Annotated in this window: 16 protein-coding genes; 13 read left to right on the plus strand and 3 right to left on the minus strand. The window is 69.4% G+C overall.

All coding sequences use genetic code 11. The features are described from left to right. The first annotated feature begins 12 nt into the window (after positions 1-12). Positions 13-330, plus strand: a complete 318-nt coding sequence (locus HUA76_RS42955; RefSeq protein ID WP_141649168.1) for a YbaB/EbfC family nucleoid-associated protein — start codon at positions 13-15, stop codon at positions 328-330. Between the two features lie 6 nt (positions 331-336). Further along, entirely contained in the window at positions 337-930 is a 594-nt protein-coding gene (gene recR, locus HUA76_RS42960) for a recombination mediator RecR (protein ID WP_141649169.1), read from the plus strand. Positions 931-966: 36 nt separating this feature from the next. On the opposite strand, the gene HUA76_RS42965 is transcribed toward recR, so the two are convergent. From HUA76_RS42965 to HUA76_RS46355, 3 genes are all read right to left on the minus strand, one after another. Continuing rightward, complete coding sequence (locus HUA76_RS42965; protein WP_174458524.1) at positions 967-2,844, minus strand: protein kinase; 1,878 nt, start codon at positions 2,842-2,844, stop codon at positions 967-969. Between the two features lie 2 nt (positions 2,845-2,846). After that, positions 2,847-4,826: a FecR domain-containing protein gene (locus HUA76_RS42970; protein WP_174464195.1), complete on the minus strand. Its 1,980-nt coding sequence runs from the start codon at positions 4,824-4,826 to the stop codon at positions 2,847-2,849. Between the two features lie 85 nt (positions 4,827-4,911). Continuing rightward, on the minus strand, positions 4,912-6,477 hold the full coding sequence (locus HUA76_RS46355) for a collagen binding domain-containing protein (protein WP_174464196.1): 1,566 nt from the start codon (positions 6,475-6,477) through the stop codon (positions 4,912-4,914). 275 nt (positions 6,478-6,752) lie between these two features. On the opposite strand from HUA76_RS46355, the gene mglB reads away from it, so the two are divergent. The 11 genes from mglB (at position 6,753) to HUA76_RS43030 (ending at position 20,275) form a co-directional block, all read left to right on the plus strand. Next, positions 6,753-7,232: a gliding-motility regulator GTPase-activating protein MglB gene (gene mglB / locus HUA76_RS42980; RefSeq protein WP_002637270.1), complete on the plus strand. Its 480-nt coding sequence runs from the start codon at positions 6,753-6,755 to the stop codon at positions 7,230-7,232. A gap of 11 nt (positions 7,233-7,243) precedes the next feature. Continuing rightward, on the plus strand, positions 7,244-7,831 hold the full coding sequence (gene mglA, locus HUA76_RS42985; protein ID WP_141648177.1) for a gliding-motility regulator Ras-like GTPase MglA: 588 nt from the start codon (positions 7,244-7,246) through the stop codon (positions 7,829-7,831). A 115-nt stretch (positions 7,832-7,946) separates the two neighbouring features. Then, on the plus strand, positions 7,947-8,690 hold the full coding sequence (locus HUA76_RS42990) for a dihydrolipoamide acetyltransferase (RefSeq protein ID WP_174458521.1): 744 nt from the start codon (positions 7,947-7,949) through the stop codon (positions 8,688-8,690). A gap of 16 nt (positions 8,691-8,706) precedes the next feature. After that, the gene (locus HUA76_RS42995) at positions 8,707-11,115 is read left to right on the plus strand and encodes a tetratricopeptide repeat protein (protein WP_371823611.1); all 2,409 of its coding nucleotides are present in this window, start codon (positions 8,707-8,709) and stop codon (positions 11,113-11,115) included. Further along, positions 11,115-14,492, plus strand: a complete 3,378-nt coding sequence (locus tag HUA76_RS43000) for a tetratricopeptide repeat protein (protein ID WP_174464198.1) — start codon at positions 11,115-11,117, stop codon at positions 14,490-14,492. The genes HUA76_RS42995 and HUA76_RS43000 overlap by 1 nt, the downstream gene beginning before the upstream one ends. Further along, positions 14,489-16,075 (plus strand): tetratricopeptide repeat protein, encoded by a 1,587-nt coding sequence (locus HUA76_RS45940; RefSeq protein ID WP_174464199.1) that lies wholly within the window; start codon positions 14,489-14,491, stop codon positions 16,073-16,075. Before HUA76_RS43000 ends, HUA76_RS45940 begins: the two co-directional genes overlap by 4 nt. A gap of 7 nt (positions 16,076-16,082) precedes the next feature. After that, positions 16,083-16,379, plus strand: a complete 297-nt coding sequence (locus HUA76_RS43010) for a hypothetical protein (protein ID WP_174464200.1) — start codon at positions 16,083-16,085, stop codon at positions 16,377-16,379. A 3-nt stretch (positions 16,380-16,382) separates the two neighbouring features. Then, positions 16,383-17,726 (plus strand): AgmX/PglI C-terminal domain-containing protein, encoded by a 1,344-nt coding sequence (locus HUA76_RS43015; protein ID WP_174464201.1) that lies wholly within the window; start codon positions 16,383-16,385, stop codon positions 17,724-17,726. A 41-nt stretch (positions 17,727-17,767) separates the two neighbouring features. After that, positions 17,768-18,214 (plus strand): cyclic nucleotide-binding domain-containing protein, encoded by a 447-nt coding sequence (locus HUA76_RS43020; protein WP_174458516.1) that lies wholly within the window; start codon positions 17,768-17,770, stop codon positions 18,212-18,214. A gap of 102 nt (positions 18,215-18,316) precedes the next feature. Then, complete coding sequence (locus HUA76_RS43025; RefSeq protein ID WP_254614861.1) at positions 18,317-18,862, plus strand: hypothetical protein; 546 nt, start codon at positions 18,317-18,319, stop codon at positions 18,860-18,862. A gap of 150 nt (positions 18,863-19,012) precedes the next feature. Beyond that, a complete protein-coding gene (locus HUA76_RS43030) occupies positions 19,013-20,275 on the plus strand; it encodes a hypothetical protein (protein WP_174464202.1) in 1,263 nt (420 codons plus the stop codon). The last annotated feature ends 18 nt before the right edge of the window (positions 20,276-20,293 follow it).

Genomic DNA, 20,293 nt, shown 5'->3' on the forward strand with positions numbered 1-20,293 from the left:
CCGAGGAAGCACATGCCTGGCGTCGACCTGAACTACTTCATCCGGCAGGCGAACAAGCTGACGGAGAAGATTGAAGAGCGGAAGCAGCAGCTGGCCGAGGAGACCGTCGAGGCCACGGCTGGCGATGGCCGCGTCACCGTCGTGGCCAACGGCATCCAGGAGATCCGCAGCATCAAGATCAACAAGGAAGTCATCGACCCGAATGACACGTCGATGCTCGAGGACCTCATCATCGCCGCCGTGAATGGCGCCCTGGCGAGCAGCCGTCAGCACATGCAGCGCGAGCTGGCCAAAATCTCCGGCGGCATCAAGATCCCCGGCGTTACCTGATACCGGATGACGCCCGATCCGCTGAACCGCCTCGTCGCCCAGCTCGCGAAGCTGCCGGGCATTGGCGAAAAGACCGCCCAGCGCCTCGCGTTCCACATTCTGCGTGCTCCCGGTGAGTACGCCGCGGACCTGTCGCAGGCCATCCGAGAGGTGAAGGAGAAGGTGCACCTGTGCGTGCGCTGCTTCTCCCTCACCGACACGGAGACCTGTGGCTTCTGCCGCGACCACCGCCGTGACGACCGCGTGCTGTGCGTCGTGGAGACCTTCGCCGACCTGATGGCGCTGGAGCGCACCCGGGAGTTCAAGGGTCGCTACCACGTCCTGCACGGCGTGCTGTCTCCGCTCGAAGGCGTGGGCCCCGAGCAGCTTCGCATCAAGGAACTGCTGGAGCGCCTCAACGACAGCCGGGTGGAGGAGCTCATCCTCGCCACCAACCCGGACGTCGAGGGCGAGGCCACCGCGCTGTACCTGACGCGACTGCTCAAGCCCATGGGTCTGCGTGTCACCCGCATCGCCCAGGGCCTGCCCATGGGTGGTGATTTGGAGTTCGCCGACCAGGCCACACTGGCGAAGGCACTGTCCGCCCGCCGCGACCTCTGAGGCACCCCGCGGCGCCAAACACCGGCGCCGCGCTTCCTACCGGGTCAGCCGCCAGGCGAACGGCACCAGTACGTTGACCTCCTCGTCGCGATGCGCCGGGAAGCGCAGCCGCTGCGCCTGGGACTGGAGGCAGCGGCCCACCGCCGTCTCGGCCAGCGGTCCGCGCACGCCCGCACGCACGGCACCCGACGAGACGATGGAGAACTCCACCTGCACCTGCCCTTCGCTCGTCGGCAGGTCCGCGCGGTTCTTCTCGAAGCACGCGGTGATGCGCGAGCGCCCCTTCTCCACCACGCGGGTGATGTCCCCCACGCCCAGCGTCATGCGCTTCTTGGCCGGTGGCGCCTTCAGCGGCTTCTCGGCCACCTCGTCGTCGCCCTTGCCCGGCAGCGCCGCCTGGGCTCCCACGGCCGCTGGCGGATTACCTTCAGGGGTGGTCGGGACAGCCTCCGGCCCCTGCACGGTCGTCCCCACGGGCGCGGCCACCACCTCTGGCGGAGTGGGCACGGGGACCGGCTCAGGCTTCTGGACCTTCATGCTCACGTCATTCGCGGGAGCCGTGGGCACGTGAGCCGCCACCTCGCCACCCGACGACGCGGGCGCGACGAGCTGCCGGTATCCCACGAGCCCCACGCTCGCGAGCAGCAAGCCTCCCGCGAGGCCGACGACGAGCGGACGCCAGCCTCGGGAACGCGGGGCCTCGACGGGTGGAACGGAGGTCTCGGTGGCCGGCGTCTTCGTCGCGGCGGGCACCAGTCCCGATGACGACGCGGGGGAACGGGCCCCCCAGGCGCGCGCGGTGGCGACATCGGTGCTTCCGCCCACGGAGACCGGAGCGCCCACCACGTTCGTCCCCGTCTCCATCAACCCGGTGGCCTGCGTCACGACCCCCAGGGCCGCGGAGAGCGAGGCCAGCGTGGGGATGCGGGTGCGCTCGGTGAAGCGCTCCTCACCGAAATGGGAGCGGAGGAACGCGCTGAGCTGCGGCGTGCCGGCGGCGCTCAGGTGCTCGCCGAGGAAGGCCTCCAGGTCCTCGGCGAACGCCTCCGCCGTGGGGTGACGGTCTTCCGGAAACGGAGACATCGCCTTCAGGACGATGGCCTCCAGTTCGACGGGCAGGTCGGGCCGCAGCTCGCGCGGGCGCTTGAACTCGTTGTGCAAGAGCGCGTTGAGCACCGCGAGGTCGTTCTCTCGCGAGAAGGGCCGCACGTGCGTGAGCGCCTCGAACAGGCTGACGCCGAGCGCGAAGATGTCCGCGCGACGGTCCACCTCCCCGCCCTTCGCCTGCTCCGGCGCCATGTACATGTACTTGCCCTTCACGACGCCGGTGCGCGTGTTGGCGAGCCGCGACTCGGCCTTGGCGATGCCGAAGTCCAGCACCTTCACCTGCCCCTGATACGTCAGGTACAGGTTCGACGGAGAGACGTCGCGGTGGACCACGTTCTGCGGCTGCCCCATGTCATTCGTGAACTCGTGCGCGTAGTGCAGCCCTCGCGCCGAATCGATGAGCACCCGCAGTACAATCGGGAACGGCAGGTACTGCCGCCGACGACCGGCCAGCCGCAGCGTCGTGGAGAAGTCCTCGCCCGCGAGGTACTCCATGCAGATGTAGTAGCAGCCCTCGGTGAAGCCCAGCTCCTGAATCTGGACGATGTTGGGGTGCGTGAGCTTCGCCGCCAGCCGCGCCTCGTCCCGGAACATCTCCACGAAGTCAGGGATGCTCGACAGGTGCGGCAGCATCCGCTTGATGACGACGTTGCGCTCGAAGCCGTCCGCGCCCAGCAGCTTGGCGAGGAAGATCTCCGCCATGCCGCCCTCGGCCAGCTTGCGAACCAGCACGTAGGGCCCATACGGGCGCAGCAGCGGCGGCGGCGCGTCCTCGGAGCCAGGATGTGTCGTCTGGGTGGGTGACATCCTCAAGGCCCTCGCTGTCTCAGGGTGCGGACCGTATGAACATCCGGAGCACCGGGACGGGTCATCTTAAACACCAGCAACGGGGGCGCGCCCACTGGCTCCACCCAGGTATCGAAGCGGTGCTTGCCATCCAGGGAGACGGGACGTCCATTGATGGACAGGCGCGCATTCACGGGCGCCACGCCCGTGGTCCTCACCTTCGACGCGGCCCGCTGGCCGTTGCGCGGCTGCGACACCAGGAGCATCGGTACTGAGTTGTCGTACACCAGCTCGAGCTTGTTCATCCGTCCCCCCTTCAGTTGCTCGCCCGTCGCGGACAGCGGCGTGACGGACCAGAGGTAGCTGCCCTCTCCCAGCGCGCCCGCGTCCAGCGCCGCGCGAGCCTCCGTCACCGTGCGCTCGGCCACTGGCTTCTCCAGCGCGCCCACCCGATACACCGCCACCTTGTACCGCGCCGCCGACGCCTCCTCCGCATAGGTGAACGTCACCGACGGCGGCTTGTCTTGATAGAAGATGGTCGTTTTCTCCAGCCCCTCCGGCACCACGTTGCGCACGCGGTCCAGGTCTCCGCCGAGCCGCTCCGGGGCGAACGTCGCGCTGCCCTTCGCGAGGTCCTTGCCATCCTTGCCGCGCACCCGCCAGTACAGCAGGCCGCGCGCGGGAGCCGGGACGTTGACGAAGGACTGATACACCGTGCCGGACAGCAGGGGCCGCGTGAAGGCCTCGTCCGAGGCCACCTCCACCGTCACCTCCCCCTCCTTCTCCCAGCCAATGGCCACCTCGGGCATCCCCTGGTGGTAGACCTCCGTGCCGTCTCCCTCGCCGAGCAGCAGCGGCGCGGGTCCGAGCGCCTCGATGCGCGCCTCGCCCGTCTCGCCTGTCACCGTCGCTCGCTCTCCGGCACGCAGCGGCTGGCGCACGTCTCCGCGCACCAGCGTCACCCGCCCTGTGTGCGCATCGACCAGATAGCCCGTCGAGGTGCGCCGCACCGCCAGTCGCGACGCGCCGTCACCCTCCAGCGTGAGCCCGGGCAGCACCACGCGACTCTCGCGTCCCTGCGCGAGCTGGACGCCGAGCCCACCCTGGCGCAGGTCCATCCGGGCCTCGTCCCGCGTGCCCCCCTGCCCCGCGCCCTCCAGCACCATCTCCGCCGAGGGCCCCAGCGACAACTGCGAGGACGAGCCCTGCAGCATCAACTCCGCCGTGCCACTGCCGCGCGTGCGCACGCCGTCTCCCGGCGCCAGCACGTCGCCCTCCGTGCGCACCGGACGCCAACGCTTCGCGCCCTTGCCGCGCATCTCCGCGCGCCCCGAACCCAGTCGCACCGTCACCGGAATGGGTGAGAGTTCCACGAGCCGCGAGCCGCGCAGCAGCAGCTCCGCTCGCCCCGCCGACACCTCCACCGAGTCGCCCTCCGACGCGCGCAGCTGCTGGCCATCCTTGGACACGAACTCGATGGCGCCCAGCTTCACTTCCACGCGGCCGGAGTCCTTCGTCACCTGCACGCTCACCTCGCTGGGCTCGGAGCCCACGCGCGTGAGGCCGAAGGGCGTCAACAGTGTCAGCGACACCTTCTTGCCACTCGAGGGAGCGCCGGCCGGGCGCGCGGGGACTCGCGACAACACGATGCCGCGCTCCACTGTCAGCACCACGCTCCCGGCCTCTTCGCCCACGCCGACACGTGCGTCGGAGCCCACCTCCACCGAGCGCCCGTCCGCGAAGCGCATCGTCGCCGCGCCCGTCGCGCCCGTCTCCAGCGCGTCACCCGAGTACAGCGGGCCTTCCCGCGCGGGGACCTTCTTGCCCCCGCGCTCCACCAGCACCTCGCCGGACAGGCCCTCCAGGCGAGCCAGCTCCACGGAGGGTCCCGCGTCGGGCGAGGCCGGAACCTCCGCGACGGGGCTGGACAGAGTGGTCGCCTCTTCGTCGCAGGCCGTCGCGACGAGCAGGAGGACCAGGAGCCAGGGACGCGCGTTACTCACCGTTGAGGCCTCGGGATGAAATCGACATGGAAGAGGGGCTGCTCACCTTCTCGCAGCGAGGCAGCGAGCCTGGGAAGCGTGTCGCTCACCGCCGCTGCCTCGGGAAGAGGTCGACGTTGAAGATGGCCTGCTCTCCATCCTTCAAGGTGACGAGCTTGGATTGCGACAGGTAGCCGCGCGCGGAAATGGTGATGCGGTAGGTGCCACCGCGCACCTTGAAGGTGAACGCACCCTTCGCATCCGTGCGCGCCTTCACCTTCGCCTGCGGGATGAGCAGCGTGGCCGCGATGGGCTTTCCGCCCCGAGCACTGCGCACCTGGCCCGTGAGCGTCGCGGGCTCGCCCTTGCGCTCCGAGGCGAGCGGCACGGACAGCACCGTCTCCTGCCCCGCGATGATGATGGCCGCCTCTTCCGCCACCCGATAGCCCGGCGACTTCGCCACCACGGCCACGGGCCCTGGCGGCAGCGACTTCACCCACGCCTCGCCCCTCATGTCCGTGCGCACCTCCACGGCCCCCACCGTCAGCCGCACCCCCGGCAACGGCACCCCGTTGCCCGCGCTCACCACCGTCACCTTCAAGCCCCCCGTGGGAGGCGGCAGCTTGCGCGCGCGCACCGACAGCACCACGCGCCCACCGTCCTCCACCGTGACTCGACCCTCCGCGGGCTCGTAGCCATCCACGCTCACCCGAGCCACGACGTCACCTGGCGGCAGCTCCACGTTCTCCAGCGAGCCCTGCGCATCCGCCTCGCGCGGCGCACTCTCCACGCCTCCAGACACCAGCACCACCCGCGCTCCCGCCAGCGGCGCGCCCGACTCCGCGTCCAGCACCTGGAGCGACAGGCCCCCCGCCGGCACCCGCTCGGGAGGCAGCGGCTCCGATACCCGGGACTCGGGAGCGTCATTCCAGGTCAGCTCCAGCGCCGCGCCCACCCGACGCATGCGCTGCTCGGACCGAGTCCCATCCGCGAGCGTCACCGTGTCCTGCACGTGCTGGAAGTCCACGAGCAGCGTGCCGGACCAGCGCTGCGTGCCCGTCAGCGGGAACAGGAGCGCGCCACCCGCGGCGAAACCCTTCGCCTCCGCCTTCGCCCCGGCCGAGTCACGAACCGCCAACGACACCGGCACCTCACCCCTCGCCTCCACCTCCAACCGGGTGAACAGCGGCAGCCGCAGGCTCCCGCTCACCAGCGCCGCGTGCCGCACCCCTCGCGACAGCACCGGCTCTGCGGACGCACCGAAGTGCGGCAGCTGCGCATACCCATAGCCCGCGCCCACCTCCGCCCGCACCAGCCCCAACCAGGTGCGCACCTTGGGACCCACCGACGCCCGCAAAAGGCTGCCCCCGGTGATCCGCAAGGAACCCTCCTTCAGGTCGAAGCCCTCGCGCTGCACCGCCGCCCACCCACCCAGCCAGGAACCCGCCCAGACCGAGCCCACCGCCGCCAGATCATTCGGGGTGAAGCCGTCGTAGGTGAGCCCAGGCCCTACATCCGCCTGGGCACCATTGCGGAGGGCCACGCCGTAGCGCAGGCGCAGCGAGGCTCGCTCGCGCACCTCCTCCGCCCGGACGGACGGGGAGCTGACCAGCACCAACAGCAAGGGCGCCAGACGCGCCAGGATGGGGGCAAGGGGGCGTGGGGGCGTCAAAGCCCGGCGGAGTATAGAGAAAGCCGCGAACACGCCCAAACCGGCGTCATCCGGGGACCCAGAAAGACGCTTGACGAGGACCCCCTGGGTGGCGGGGGCAGCGGACGAGCCGCGTTCTCACCGGGAGGAACGGATGGCTTCTTGCTGGAGTGGAGGGGCTTTGCTAAGCATCCTCACGGTCGGTAGCGCCTCGTCTAACCTCCGGGATTCACTCCAGAAACAATCGGGGTGTTGCCGTGAGACGGGCGAGCGAACGCTGAGGAGCGCATACGCCCATGGGCACGCAACTGGTGATGTACGAAGAGGAGTTCACCAAGATCAACGCCGTTTGCGACCGGCTCACCAAGGACGCGAACGCGAAGGTGGTGTTCCTCGTCGACAAGAACGGGCAACTCATCTCCTCGGCCGGGCAGACGCAGAACATCGACACCACGTCCCTGGCCTCGCTGACGGCCGGCAACGTGGCGGCGATGGGCGGACTCGCCAAGCTGATCGGTGAGAACGAGTTCCCCAACCAGTTCCATGAGGGGGCGAAGGACTCGCTCTACATGACCATCGTCGGCAGCCGGGTCGTGCTGGTCGTCATCTTCGACAACCGCACCAGCCTCGGCCTCGTCCGCCTGCGCATCAAGAAGGCCAGCGACGAGCTGACGAAGATCTTCGAGAGTCTGGTGAAGAAGACGGACAGCCCGGGTGCCGGGTCGCCGTTCGCCGAGATCTCCGACGACGATATCGACAACCTCTTCAGCGAGTAACCCGGGAAGCCATGTCCTTCATCAACTACTCATCCCGCGAAATCAACTGCAAGATTGTCTATTACGGGCCGGGTCTCTGCGGGAAGACGACCAACCTCCAGTACATCTACAACAAGACGGCGGCCGAGACGAAGGGCAAGCTCATCTCCCTCTCCACCGAGACGGACCGCACGCTCTTCTTCGACTTCCTGCCGCTGTCGCTCGGTGAGATCCGCGGCTTCAAGACGCGCTTCCACCTCTACACGGTGCCCGGCCAGGTGTTCTACGACGCCAGCCGCAAGCTCATCCTCAAGGGCGTGGACGGCGTCGTGTTCGTGGCCGACAGTCAGATCGAGCGCATGGAGGCGAACATGGAGTCGATTGAAAACCTCCGTGTGAACCTGGCCGAGCAGGGCTACGACCTGAACAAGATTCCGTACGTCCTCCAGTACAACAAGCGCGACCTGCCCAACGCGGTGACGCCGGAGGAGATGCGCAAGGCCATCAACCCGCGCAACATCCCCGAGTATCAGGCCGTGGCGCCCACGGGCGTGGGCGTGTTCGACACGCTCAAGGCCGTGGCGAAGCTGGTGCTCACGGAGCTGAAGAAAGGCGGCTGAGCCGGGAGCAGCCGGGCAGTCAACTCCCGTACCGCGGGTGAGAAGACGCCTCGCGGCCAAGGGTGTTACAACCTGCTGCCGACGGGCCGGGCCGTCCGCCTCCTGAGGTCGCACAGTGCGTGTCGCAGCCGCCACCCTCCGCCTCCTCGCGCTCGTGAGCGCCACCCTCTGTGGGGCGGCGCTCGCGCAGGAGCCGCGCCCCACGGCGCCCGCCGCCGCCTCGAGCACCGAGGCGCCTCCCGTGGCCCCTTCCGAAGGCGACAGCACCGCGGATGAAGCCTTCAACACGCGGGTGAAGACGCTGGAGGAGCAGGTCGTCGACCTGAAGGAGAAGATCTACCGCTCCAAGGCCCGACTCCTGTTGCTCCAGGAGACGGTGCTGGGCGGAGACGTCACCACCGGGGCTCGCGCGCTCATCGTCCACAAGAACGAGATGGGCAGCTCCTTCATCCTGGAGTCGGTGACATACGCGCTGGATGGCGCGCCCATCTTCACGCAGGTCGACATCCAGGGCGAAGAGCTGAGCAAGCGCGAGCAGTTCGAGGTCTTCAACGGGCGCATCGTCCCGGGGCAGCACCAGCTCGCGGTGCGGCTCGTCTACCGGGGCGGCGGCTTCGGCGTGTTCAGCTACCTGGAGGGCTACAAGTTCAAGGTGCAATCCAGCTACACCTTCAACGCGGAGCCAGGAAAGGTGTCCACGGTGCGCGTGGTGGGCTACGAGCAGGGCGGCCTCACGCTGGACATGAAGGACCGGCCCGCGGTGCGCTACGACATCGAGCTGTCGCGCGACACGGCGCCGCGCATCGACGGCGAAGCGGGCGGAAGCCCTCCGGCCGCCACCTCCACTGAAGCGCGGTAGGGGTCCGCCGGTGAACGTGTCGCTTCGCGCTCTCGCCCTCGCGCTCAGCCTCGTGGGGGGCGCCTCCGCCTTTGCCGCCGAGACTCCCCCGCCGCCTCCGACTCCCCAGGAGCTGGAGCAGCGCCTGTCCTCCGTGGAGCAGCAGCTCCAGGTCGCCGAGGAGAGCCTGCGCTTCGTCGAGACACAGTACAGCCAGCGCCCGGAGCCCGATGAAGAGCAGGCCCGCTCGCGGCGCTACTCCGACGCGGAAATCCAGTACCTGCTCGGCGACTGGAGCGCGGCCTCCGTCCACTTCTACGACCTGGTGAGCGACCCGGCGTTCCGGAGCCACCCGCGCTACGCGGACGCGCTCTACTTCCTCGCGGATGCGCTGTACCAGCAGAAGAACGACATCGGCGCGCGGCTCTACCTGCGCGAGCTGTTGTCGCAACCCACGCCGACCGCGCGCCACCGTGACGCGCTCACGCGCTACCTGGCCATCTCCGGACGGTTGAACCTGTTTGACGACGTCGAGACCTACGTCGAGCAGGCGCGCACGTTGTTCGGCGGCCAGCTTCCGCCCGACGTGCAGTACGTCCAGGCGAAGTGGCTCTTCCGCCGCACCGACCTGCCCGCCGCCGAGCGAATCGCCCGTGCGCGCTCGGCCTTCTCGCCGCTGGCCCAGGCCCATGGCGGCCCGTATCAGCTCCAGGCCGGCTACCACATGGCGGTGCTGTCGATGCAGGCCGGCGAGCTGCCCCTGGCCATCCTCCAGTTCCAGCAGCTCCTCACGCCCCTGTCGAACGAGGGAGGCTCCGCGCCCGCCGCGACGCCGGGCAAGCCCGTCACCCGCTCGACGGCGGACACGGACACGCGGCGCATCCGCGAGCTGTCGCTGATGTCGCTGGGACGGCTCCTGTACGAAGCAGGCCGCTTCGACGAGGCGTTGGACCGCTACGGCCAGGTGTCGCAGGACAGCGAGTCCTTTCCGGAGTCGCTCTACGAAATCGCGTGGACGCAGGTGCGCAAGGGCAACCACCAGGAGGCGAAGAACGCCGTCGACATCCTGTTGCTCGTCGCCCCCGACTCGCGGCTCGCGCCCGACGCGAAGCTCCTCCAGGGACACCTGCTCCAGAAGCTCAAGCGGTACGACGAGGCCATCGCCTCCTACGACGAGCTCATCGGCACCTTCCGCCCCGTGCGCGAGAAGGTGGACGCCCTCTTGAACGCCAACCGGGACCCCGTCGCGTACTTCGAGCGGCTCCTGGCGCGCACGGACACCGTCCCGGACGTGCGCACGCTGTTGCCGCCCCTGGCCCTGAAGTACGCCTCCACCGAGCGCGAGGTAAGCCGCGCGGTGAAGATGGTGGGCGACATCGACACCGGGAAGAAGGGCGCCGTCGACGCACGCGAGCTGGCGGCCCGCATCCTTCGCGCGCTGGACTCGCGGAAGCTGGAGACCTTCCCGGAGCTGCAAGAGGGCTTCACGCGCGCGGACGCGGTGGAGACGGCCGTTACGCACGCCGAGTCGACGCTGGTGGAAGTGGAGGGACTCGCGCTGGAGCCGTCGCTCACCTCGCAGGAGCGGGACCGACTCGCGCCCCTGCGCCGCGAGCGCGATGCGCTGGCCGCCCGCTTCGCCACGCTCCCCACCACCCAGAAGGGGCTGGAGGAGCGGCTGCGCCGCATGCAGACCCGGGTGGACGCGGTGGACCGCGAGGCCTTCCGGCTGGGCACGGAGATTCAGGGACTGCACGCCATCGCCTCGGCGGTGCGCAAGTGGGTGGATGACACGCGGCTGCTTCGCCAGACGCCACCCGACGAGGAACAAGAGTTCCTGGTGCAGCTCCAGGCCGAGGTCCAGACGTTGAATGATCTCCAGTTGGAGCTGGACCGGACGCGCGGGCGGCTCGCGGATGAGCGCAACAGCGCGGCGGCGTCCCTCTCCGGGGAACAGGCCATTCGTGGCCGCTACGCGGCGGCGCTGCGCTCCGAGCACGAGGTGCTCAGTGAAGCGGAGCGTCGACAGTCTCCCACTGCGGTGCTGACGCACTCGCATCAGGTGCGGGAGCGAGGCGAGGCGCTGCGCAAGCGCGTGGCGGAGGCCCAGGCCGCGCTGCGGACCCAGGTGGACCAGCGAGGACAGCGCATCCGCGCGAAGGTGCTGGCCGAGCAGCACTTGCTGGAGCGCTACGAGGCCGAGGTCGCCGCGGTGTCCGGCAACGCGAAGCAGTTGGTGGGCCGCATCGCCTACGACAGCATCCGGCGCGTGCGTCGGCAGTTCTACGACCTGGTGCTCAAGGCGGACGTGGGCGTGGTGGACGTGGCCTTCACCGAGAAGCAGGACAAGACGACGAACATCCAGAAGGTGTCCGCGCAGAAGGCCGAGGCGCTGCGCGCGCTGGACGCCGACTTCCGTGACGTGCTGTCGGAGGAGGGACGGTGATGCGGCGCGTGCTCGCGGTGCTGCTCTCCGTGGCCTCGCTGCCCGCCGCCGCCCAGGCGCCGGACACCGCCGCGCAAGTCCCCTCCCCCGCCCAGGCGGAGAGTCCCTCCGGGACACCGGCCGCGGGCTACCTGACGGGCCTGGGCCGCACGCCCGAGGAAGAGGCGCTGCTCCAGGACGTCAGCCGCGCCCTGCGCACGTATGACGAGGAGTCTCGCGAGTTCAGCCGCGAGGTGCAGCTCCTGATGGAGCGCAAGTACGAGCAGAAGCGCGACTCGCTCGCGTCCTCGTACGAGAAGGTCATCCGGGACTTCGAGGCCCAGGAGCGCAAGGAGCGGATGGAGGCCATCGTCCGCTTCGAGGAGTTCCTCCGCCGCTACCCGCAGGAGCCGCGCTACACGCCGGACGTGATGTTCCGTCTGGCGGAGCTCTATTACGAGCGCTCGCAGGACGAGCATCAGCTGGCGATGAAGGAGTACCGAGACCGGCTGGAGGCCCACGACAAGAACCCCGACTCGGCCTTCCCCGTGGAGCCGAAGAAGGACTACGGGGACTCCATCGCGCTGTACCGCCGGCTCTTGAAGGACTACCCCACCTACCGCCTCAACGACGGCGCCTGGTACCTGTTGGGCTACTGCCTGGAAGAGCAGGAGCAGGTCGACGAGAGCTTCCGCACCTACCAGCAGCTCATCGCCCGCTATCCGCGAAGCCGCTTCGCCACCGAGGCGTGGGTCCGCATCGGCGAGTACTGGTTCGACAACTACAAGGACCCGCAGGCCCTGCCCCGCTCCGCGCAGGCCTTCGAGGCCGCCGCCCGCGACACGCTGCATCCGCTCTACGACAAGGCCCTCTACAAGCTGGGCTGGACGTACTACCGGATGGACCGCTTCGACGAAGCGGTGGAGTCCTTCCTCACGCTGGTGGACTTCTACGAAGCCCAGCGCGTCGCGAAGGGCGAGGCCGAGGCTGGCGGAGACCTGCGCGACGAGGCCCTCCAGTACGTGGCCATCTCGCTGGCGGACGAGACGTGGGGCGGACTGCCTCGCGCCCAGGCCCTCTTCGCGAAGCGTGGCCCCAAGCCCTACGAGGCGGACGTCTACCGCCGGCTGGGCAACGTCTACTTCGACCAGACGAACCACCCCGCAGCCATCGCGGCCTATCAGCGCGTGCTCCAGCAGGAACCCATGGCGCCGGACGCGCCGGAGCTCCAGCAGCGCATCGCCCTGGCCTACGAGCGAGACCGGCTGCTCGCGGAGTCCTTCACGGAGTCGGAGCGGCTCGCCAGCCTCTATCAACCCGGCACGGCCTGGTACGCGAAGAACCAGGGAGACCCCGACGCGCTCTCGCGAGCCAACACGCTCGTCGAGAAGAGCCTCTATACGAGCGCCACCTTCCACCACCAGCAGGCGCTGGTGTTCAAGAAGGAGGGCAAGTTCGAGCAGGCCAGCACGGGCTTCGCCACCGCCGCGCGCGCCTACGGCACGTACCTGGAGCGCTTCCCGCGCAGCAAGAGCGCGGGCGAGATGCGCTTCTATTACGCGGAGTGCCTCTACTTCTCCTTCCAGTTCGCCGAGGCCGCGAAGAGCTACGAGTTGGTGCGCGACACCGGCGTGAGCGAGAAGCACCGCGACGAGGCGGCGCACAGCGCGGTGCTCGCCTGGCAGCAGCTGCTCGCGAAGGACATCCAGTCCGGCAAGACGCCGGAACTCAAGCCGCTGCGCTCCACCGAGCGGCCCGAGGGCTCGGCGGTGAAGCCCGTGCCACTGACGCCCACCGAGCAGAAGCTGGTGTCGGCCTCCGACAAGTACGTGGCGCTCCTGCCGCGCGACGCGAAGGCCGCGGGCATCGCCTACAAGGCCGCGGAGCTGTACTACGCGCACGACGACTTCCCCGAGGCCCGCAAGCGCTTCGAGCGCATCATCCAGACGTGGCCCAAGAGCGAGGTGGCCCGCTACGCCACCAACCTCACCGTCGAGACGTTCCTCATCGACAAGGACTGGCGCAGCGTGGAGGAGGTCAGCGCGAGGCTGGCCAGCAACACGCAGGTCATCGACCCGACCAGCGACCTCCACAAGCAACTGGTGAAGTTCAAGCTCGCGGGCCGCTTCAAGCTCGCGGACCAGCTCCTGGCCGAGGGCAAGCACGAGGAGGCCGCGCGCAAGTACATCCAGCTCGTCGACGAGGAGCCCCGGCACGAGTTCGCGGACAAGGCCCTCAACAACGCCGCCGTCGCGCACGAGAACACCCGGCGCTTCGACTCCGCGATGAAGCTCTACGAGCGCATCTATCGCGAGTACCCGTCCTCCCCGCTCGCGGACGCGGCGCTGTTCCGCGTGGCGGTGAACGCGGAGAAGTCCTACGACTTCGACAAGGCCGTCGTCAGCTACCAGAAGCTGGTGAAGGACTACCCCGCGTCGAAGGACCGGGAGGCGGCGCTCTTCAACACCGGTCGACTACTCGAAGGCCAGCAGCGCTACGCGGAGTCCGCGGCGACGTTCCTGCGCTACGCGGAGCTGTTCCCCGCCGCCGAGGACGCGCCGAAGAACCAGTACCGCGCGGCCATCCTGCTGGAGAAGCAGGGCGACCCTCGCGGAGAGGTCCGCGCGCTCCAGGAGTTCGTGCGCAAGTTCGCCAACAAGCCCGGCCAGGTGGAGCTGGTGGTGGACGCGCACCGACGCATGGGTGACGCGCACCAGAAGCTCGGCGACGAGAAGGAAGCCCAGCGCGCGTACACCCAGGCGGCGAGCGAGTTCGACCGACGCAAGCTCAAGCCGGACACCCATCCCCTCGCGGCGAACGCGGCGGCGTATGGACGCTTCCAGTTGGCGGAGGCGGAGCTGCAAAGGTTCGACAAGCTGAAGATTGGCGGCTGGGGCAAGGCCCTGGTGCGCAGCTTCGCGGTGAAGCGCGCGGCGGTGAAGACGGTGAAGGACGCATACTCGCGCGTCTATCCGTACAAGCAGCTCGAATGGTCCCTCGCGGCGGCCTACCGCTCCGGCTACGCGCTGGAGCGCTTCGCCAACACCATCATCGAAACGCCCGTGCCGCCCGACGTGAAGCGGCTGGGTGAGGACGCGGTGGTGACGTACCAGGACCTGCTCGCGCAGAACACGGCGGAGCTGGAGGACGCGGCGGTGGAGAGCTACGCCGTCGCCCTGGCGGAGGCTCGCAAGAATCGCGTCTCCAACGAGTGGACGCGGCGCACGCTGGAGTCCCTCAACCGCTTCCGGCCCAAGGAGTACCCGGTGCTCAAGGAGCCCAAGCAGGCGCTCGCGTCCGACGCCGCTTATCCGGACGGGCTCATTGGCAGCGTGAGCGGGCCCGCCCGCCCCGCGTCGGCGGACGAGAGCCGCATCACCGGGGGAGCCAAGCCGTGAGCTTCTCTCCACGCACGCCGGGGGCCTCCGCCCTCACCGCGCTGTTCCTGTCCTCGGGCCTGTGGCTGTCCGCGTGTGCCTCCGGCCCGGAGACGCGCCCCACAGCCAAGGCACCCGTCGAGGCAACAGCCGACGCGGACTCGAAGGCCGCGCCCGTCCCCACCGTCGTCGCGCCTCCGCCCCGCAGCGCGGCGCAGGACTTCGAGCAGGCCGTGGCGATTGCGCGGGCCGGCGAGCTGACGGCGGCGGAGACGGCGCTACGCGCGCTGGTGACGCAGAACCCGAAGCTCGACTACGCGTGGACGAACCTCGGCATCGTCCAGGAGCGGCTGGGGCGGCACGAGGACGCGGAGCGCTCGTATCGTCAGGCGCTCGCGGTGGCTCCCGAGCAGGAGTCCGCGTGGGACTGCCTTGCGCGCCTGTACGGACGCACGGGCCGCTCCGCGGCGCTGGAGACGGAGCTGCGCGGGTTGGTGGAGACGAAGCAGGACTCGGCGCCACTGCACACGGCGCTGGCCATCACCCTGCTCCAGCAGAAGAAGCTGGGGCCCGCGGCCACCGAGGCGAAGCAGGCCCTCAAGTTCGATGAGCGGCACACTCGCGCCATGCAGGTGCTCGCGCAGGTGTACTACCGCGAGGGCAAACACGAGCTGGCGCGCATGGTGCTGGAGAACGCGCGGGACATCGCGCCCGGCGACGCGGCCACACGCAATGCGCTGGGGCTGGTGTACCTGGCGCTGAAGGTGGGCCCGCAGGCCCTGGAGGAGTTCAAGGAGGCCGCGAAGCTCCGGCCCGACTTCGCCGAGGCACGCAACAACTTCGGCGCGCTGCTCAACGAGGCCCAGGACTACCCGGCCGCCGTCACCGAGCTCGAAGCGGCGGTGAGAGCCGCTCCCGACTTCGCCGCCGCGCGCCTCAACCTGGGCAATGCCTACCGGGGACAGGGGGAGTTCGAGCGCGCCAAGGCCGAGTACGAGCAGGTGCTCGTGCTGCTCCCCGGTCAGCCCGACCCGTTCTTCAACCTCGCCATCCTGTTCCTCGACGTGGAGCCCCCGGGGGTCGACCCCATCCAGCGGTACAAGACGGCCCTCACCTACTTCGAGCGCTACGAAGCCCAGGGCGGTCGCGACAACCGCATCCCCCAGTACACGAAGGACGCGCGCAAGAGCATCGAGCGCGAGGAGCGCCGCCTGGAGCGCGAGCGCAAGGACCAGCTCCGCAAGGCCGCGGAGCAGGAGAAGGCCCAGCGCGAGCAGGCGAAACAGGCCGCCGAGAACAACGCGCCGACCACCGCCCCACCCGCGCAGGCCGCCCCCGCGGACAAGGGAACGGCCTCCACTTCGACGCCGCCCGTGCAGGGCGCATCCGCTCCGGCCAGCCCACCCGAGCAGACCGATCCATCAGGCTCCGAGAACCCCGGAGCAGTGCCCACTCCGCCGGCCCCCACCCCAGCACCTTCCGCGCACGTCGGAGCACCCTCGGAGGGAACTCCGCCCCCCGCGCCGGTGTCCCAGCCCGAGCCCGCTTCCGGCACCGCGCCCTCGAAGAGCGGCTCGGGTAAGCTGGCCACCGACAAGAACTAGGACCGCCATGCGCGCCACCTTCGCCCTCTTCGTGCTCCTCACCGCCGCGCCCGTGCTCGCACAGGACGCTGGCAAGTCCGCCGCGCCCGGCACTGGCGGAGCCGCGTCGAGCAGCGAAGCGGCGCCCGCGAAGAAGGCGCCTCGCAAGGTCATCCGCCTGGACGCGCTCACCGTCGAGGGCCGCATCCAGAAGCCCCAGGCTTTCTACATCCTCCCCCGCTCCAACCTGAGCTTCGACGACCTCAACCGCACGGAGAGCTTCGTGCCCAAGGTCGAGAAGAGCGTCGAGCAGGAGCCCTTCTAGGCCATGGCCGCCCCGTCACCTTCCAAGCTGCTCCGCGTCGGCCTCATCCAGAACGGCCAGATTGTCGAAGAGCACCACGTCCGGCGCGAGAGCGTCACCATCGGCCATGACGCGCGCAACACCATCGTCCTGCCCGCCTCGGACGACAGGCCCGCGCGCTTCAGCGTGTTCGAGAACCAGGGCCACCAGTTCCTGCTCGTCATCAACGAGTTCATGAAGGGTCGCGTCAACCTCGGCTCCTCCGACGTGGACTTCGACGCCCTGCGCTCCCAGGGGCTCGCCTCGCGCCGGGGCGACCTCTACGTCCTCCCCCTCCAGGAGACCGCGCGCGGCAAGGTGGAGCTGGGCGACGCCACCCTCTTCTTCCAGTTCGTCGCGCCCAAGGCCGAGGAAGCGCGTCCGGTGATGCCCTCGGACATCCGCGTCAGCCGCTGGAAGACGATGGACCGCGTCTTCTTCGGCATCCTCGCCGCCTCGCTGCTCGTCCACTTCTCCGGCGCCGCCATCATCCTCTCCGCGGAGGCCCCCAAGGAGCAGGAGCTGGCGTTGGATCAGCTCGATGACCGCTTCGTGCGCGCCATCATCCCCCAGCGCCCCATCGAGACCGCGAAGCCCGCCACGCCGGGCCCCGCAGAGACGCCGAAGGAAGACGTCAAGCCCCCCGAGCCGAAGGACGGCGCGGACAAGCCCGCGTCGGAGAAGCCCGCGGCCGCCGCCGCCGAGCGCCACGCGGAGATGGTGAAGAAGGTCTCCGACAAGGGCCTGTTGAAGATGCTCGGCTCCAAGGGCTCCGGCACCGGCGCGTTCCAGGACGTGCTGGGCAGCGCCAGCGGTGGCAGCGACATCGTCGCCGCGCTCCAGGGCGCTGGCGGCGTGGGCGTGGCCAACGAGGCCTCCGTCGGCAAGGGCAACGGCCCGCGCGGCGGTGGCACCGGCACCGTGACGGGCATCGGCGAGCTGGGCACCCAGGGCGGCGGCAAGGTGGACCTGGGCACGAAGAAGGAAGTCGAAGTGAAGGGCCGCGTGCAGGACGCGACGCCGGACGTCGACAGCTCCGACGTGGACCGCGACGCGCTCGCCCGCTACGTCCGCGCGCGCAAGGGCGCCATCCAGAGCTGCTACGAGAAGGAGCTCAAGCGAAACCCCAACCTCAAGGGCAAGGTGGTGGTGCGCTTCTCCATCACCCCGTCCGGCCGAGTGGGGGACTTCGAAATCGACGAGAACACCCTCGGCAGCGAGGCGGTGGCCAGTTGCATCCGCGCCGCCATCCGCGGCTGGGTGTTCCCGTTCAAACCCGAGTCCGCCGCCACCGTTTCCTACCCCTTCGTCTTCTCGCCGACGGGGTAGGCTCCGGCGCCGGTGTACCCAGCGCGGGCTCCGAGGGGACCATGGAGAAGCTGGCCGTCATCGCCGCCTCACCGCTGTTCGAGATGCTCTCTCCCGTGGAGCTGGACCGTCTGGCGGAGCTGGCCCGGACGCGCCACTGCGTCCCCGGCGAGGTCATCTTCCATGAAGGGGATTTGGGCGACAGCCTCTTCCTCGTCGTCGAAGGCCAGGTGGAAGTGGCCCGGAACGGCACGGATGGGTTGCCGCGCACCCTGGCCGTGCTGTCACCTCCCGAGTTCTTCGGGGAGATGGGCCTCATCGACAAGGACTACCGCTCCGCCACCGTGCGCGCGCGAACGCAGGCCCACCTGCTCCAGCTCACCGCTGGGGACTTGCGCGCCTTCCGCAACGAGTACGCCGACGGCTTCACCTTCGTCGTCGTCAATATCGCCCGAAGCCTGGCTGCTCGACTGCGTGAGGCCAATGCCCGCCTCTCCAGTAACCACTGAATAACTGGGGGTTCGTCGCGTTGACACCCCACCCCCCGCCTTCTACGCTTTGTTGCAATGGGAAGGGCCGGGAGAGCCGAGAGGCGTATGCGCACTGTCGGAATGGTCGCTGTGATCGTCGCCACGGGCGTGGCCGTCGCGCAGGGACCGGTGCCCTCGCCCCGGTCACCCGCCGCCACCACCACGCTGGAGAAGGCGAGTGAAGTGCCTGACTCGCAGAAGCTGGAGCGCAGCACCCAGGCCTTGAGTGTCATGCGAGACGTGCTTCGCCAGGTGCTCGGCAAGGTGGAAGAAGCGCGCCGCACCAAGGACGTGGTGAAGCTCAACTGCGCCAACGAGAAGCTCACGCAAATCAAGGGCCTGCTGCGCATCTCCGAGCAGGCGGACGTGTCGCTCCAGGAGTCCCTCACCCGGCGCGAGGTCTCCACCAGCGAGCACGAATACACCAAGGTGATGATCGCCCGGCAGAAGGTCGGCCAGCTGCGCTCGGAGGCCGAGGAGTGCATCGGTCAGCTCGCCTTCCGCACCGACGAGAACCTCTTCATCGAGGTGGAGGAGCCGGAGAACCTGCCTGGCGGTGACCCCACGCGCCCGCCTCCTCCCGACGACATCCTCGTGCGCCCGCCTCCCGCGAGCCCCATCAACTAGTCCCGTGCGCCCTCCGGCCCTCCGGGCGAGTCCAAGTCCCGTGTCGAACAATTCTTCGGCCCCTGAAATCGCGCGTGCTATGACGCCCCAGGCCGTCCGCATGAAAGGTGGGAGTGAGTACGCCCTCTCCCTGGGAAGCCACTGCGAGCCATGACGCTGAGAGGGACATTCTGGGGCACGGTCTGCGGGCTGGCGCTGATGGCGCCTGTCACCGTGGCCATGGCTCAGGACGGCATCTCCGCGCCGCCCACGGGTGGCAACGGCTTCAAGGTCGGCAACGGCCGGCTGCATCCGTACTTCGAGCTGGAGACGCGCCTGGACAGCGGCGTGGGCTACTTCGGCCGCGAGGGCCAGGAGTTCCCCGGTGGCGTGTCGCCGGACCTGTCGGGTGAGCTGGCGATGCACTTCCGGCCGGGCTTCCGGCTGGACATCCCCTCTCCCCGGCTGGCGTTCAACCTCAACGCCAACCTGGACTACGTGCTCTTCACGGGCCTGATGACGCAGGGCTCGAACGCGGCCTCGCACATGGAGGGCGCAGCGGACCTGCTGGCGCGCATCAACCCGGAGGCGCCGCTGTCGCTGGAGCTGTCGGACCAGTTCACGCGCTCGGACCGGACGCGCACGGCGGCCATCGGCGCGGGCATCCTCAGCCTCTACAACGAGGCCAAGGTGAAGGCCCCGTGGCGGCCGGGTGGCGGCGCGGTGGAGGTGACTCCGGGCGTGGCCTACGCGGTGGAGTTCTTCGAGCCGCTGGGCGCTTCGGCGCCGGCGGACTGCGGCGAAGGCGTGTGCGACCCCGTCGGCGCGGACCGCTTCAACTACGGCAACCTGCACCTGGGCCTGGAGAGCCGCTGGCGCTTCCTGCCGAAGACGGCGCTGGTGCTCGACACCGGCGTGGACGTGCGCCGCTACTTCAACGACGGGGGCCCCAACGCCACGCTTTTGCGCGCGTTGATCGGCGTGGCGGGCCTCGTGTCGCCCAAGGTCGCGGTGACAGCGAAGGTGGGCTGGGGGCAGAACTTCGGGGAGGCGGGCGGCGGGACGGTGCTCGGCCAGCTCGACGGCACCTACCTGTTCAGCCCCACGCTGACGTTCAAGGGCGGCTACCTGCGCATGCTGGAGCCGGTGGCGGCCTACGGCATGTTCCGGGACGACCGGGTCTCCGCCGAGGCGCGCGCGTTGCTGGGCGGCAAGCTGACCTTGCACGCAATGGGCATGGTCGACTTCCTGAGCTTCTCCGGCAACCGCGGCGACACGGTGGTGACGGTGGACGCGGGGCCCGAGTACCAGTTCCGTCCGTGGCTCACCGGCGCCGCGGGCTACATGCTGAGCAACCGCTCGTCCTCCGTGGATGGCGGCGGCCTGAACTACACGCGCCACGAGGGGTATGCTCGCCTCTCGGTGACGTACTGAGCCCCCGCCGCGCCGGGG

Source organism: Myxococcus sp. CA056, from assembly GCF_013336715.1.
GTDB classification, from domain to species: Bacteria; Myxococcota; Myxococcia; order Myxococcales; family Myxococcaceae; genus Myxococcus; species Myxococcus llanfairpwllgwyngyllgogerychwyrndrobwllllantysiliogogogochensis.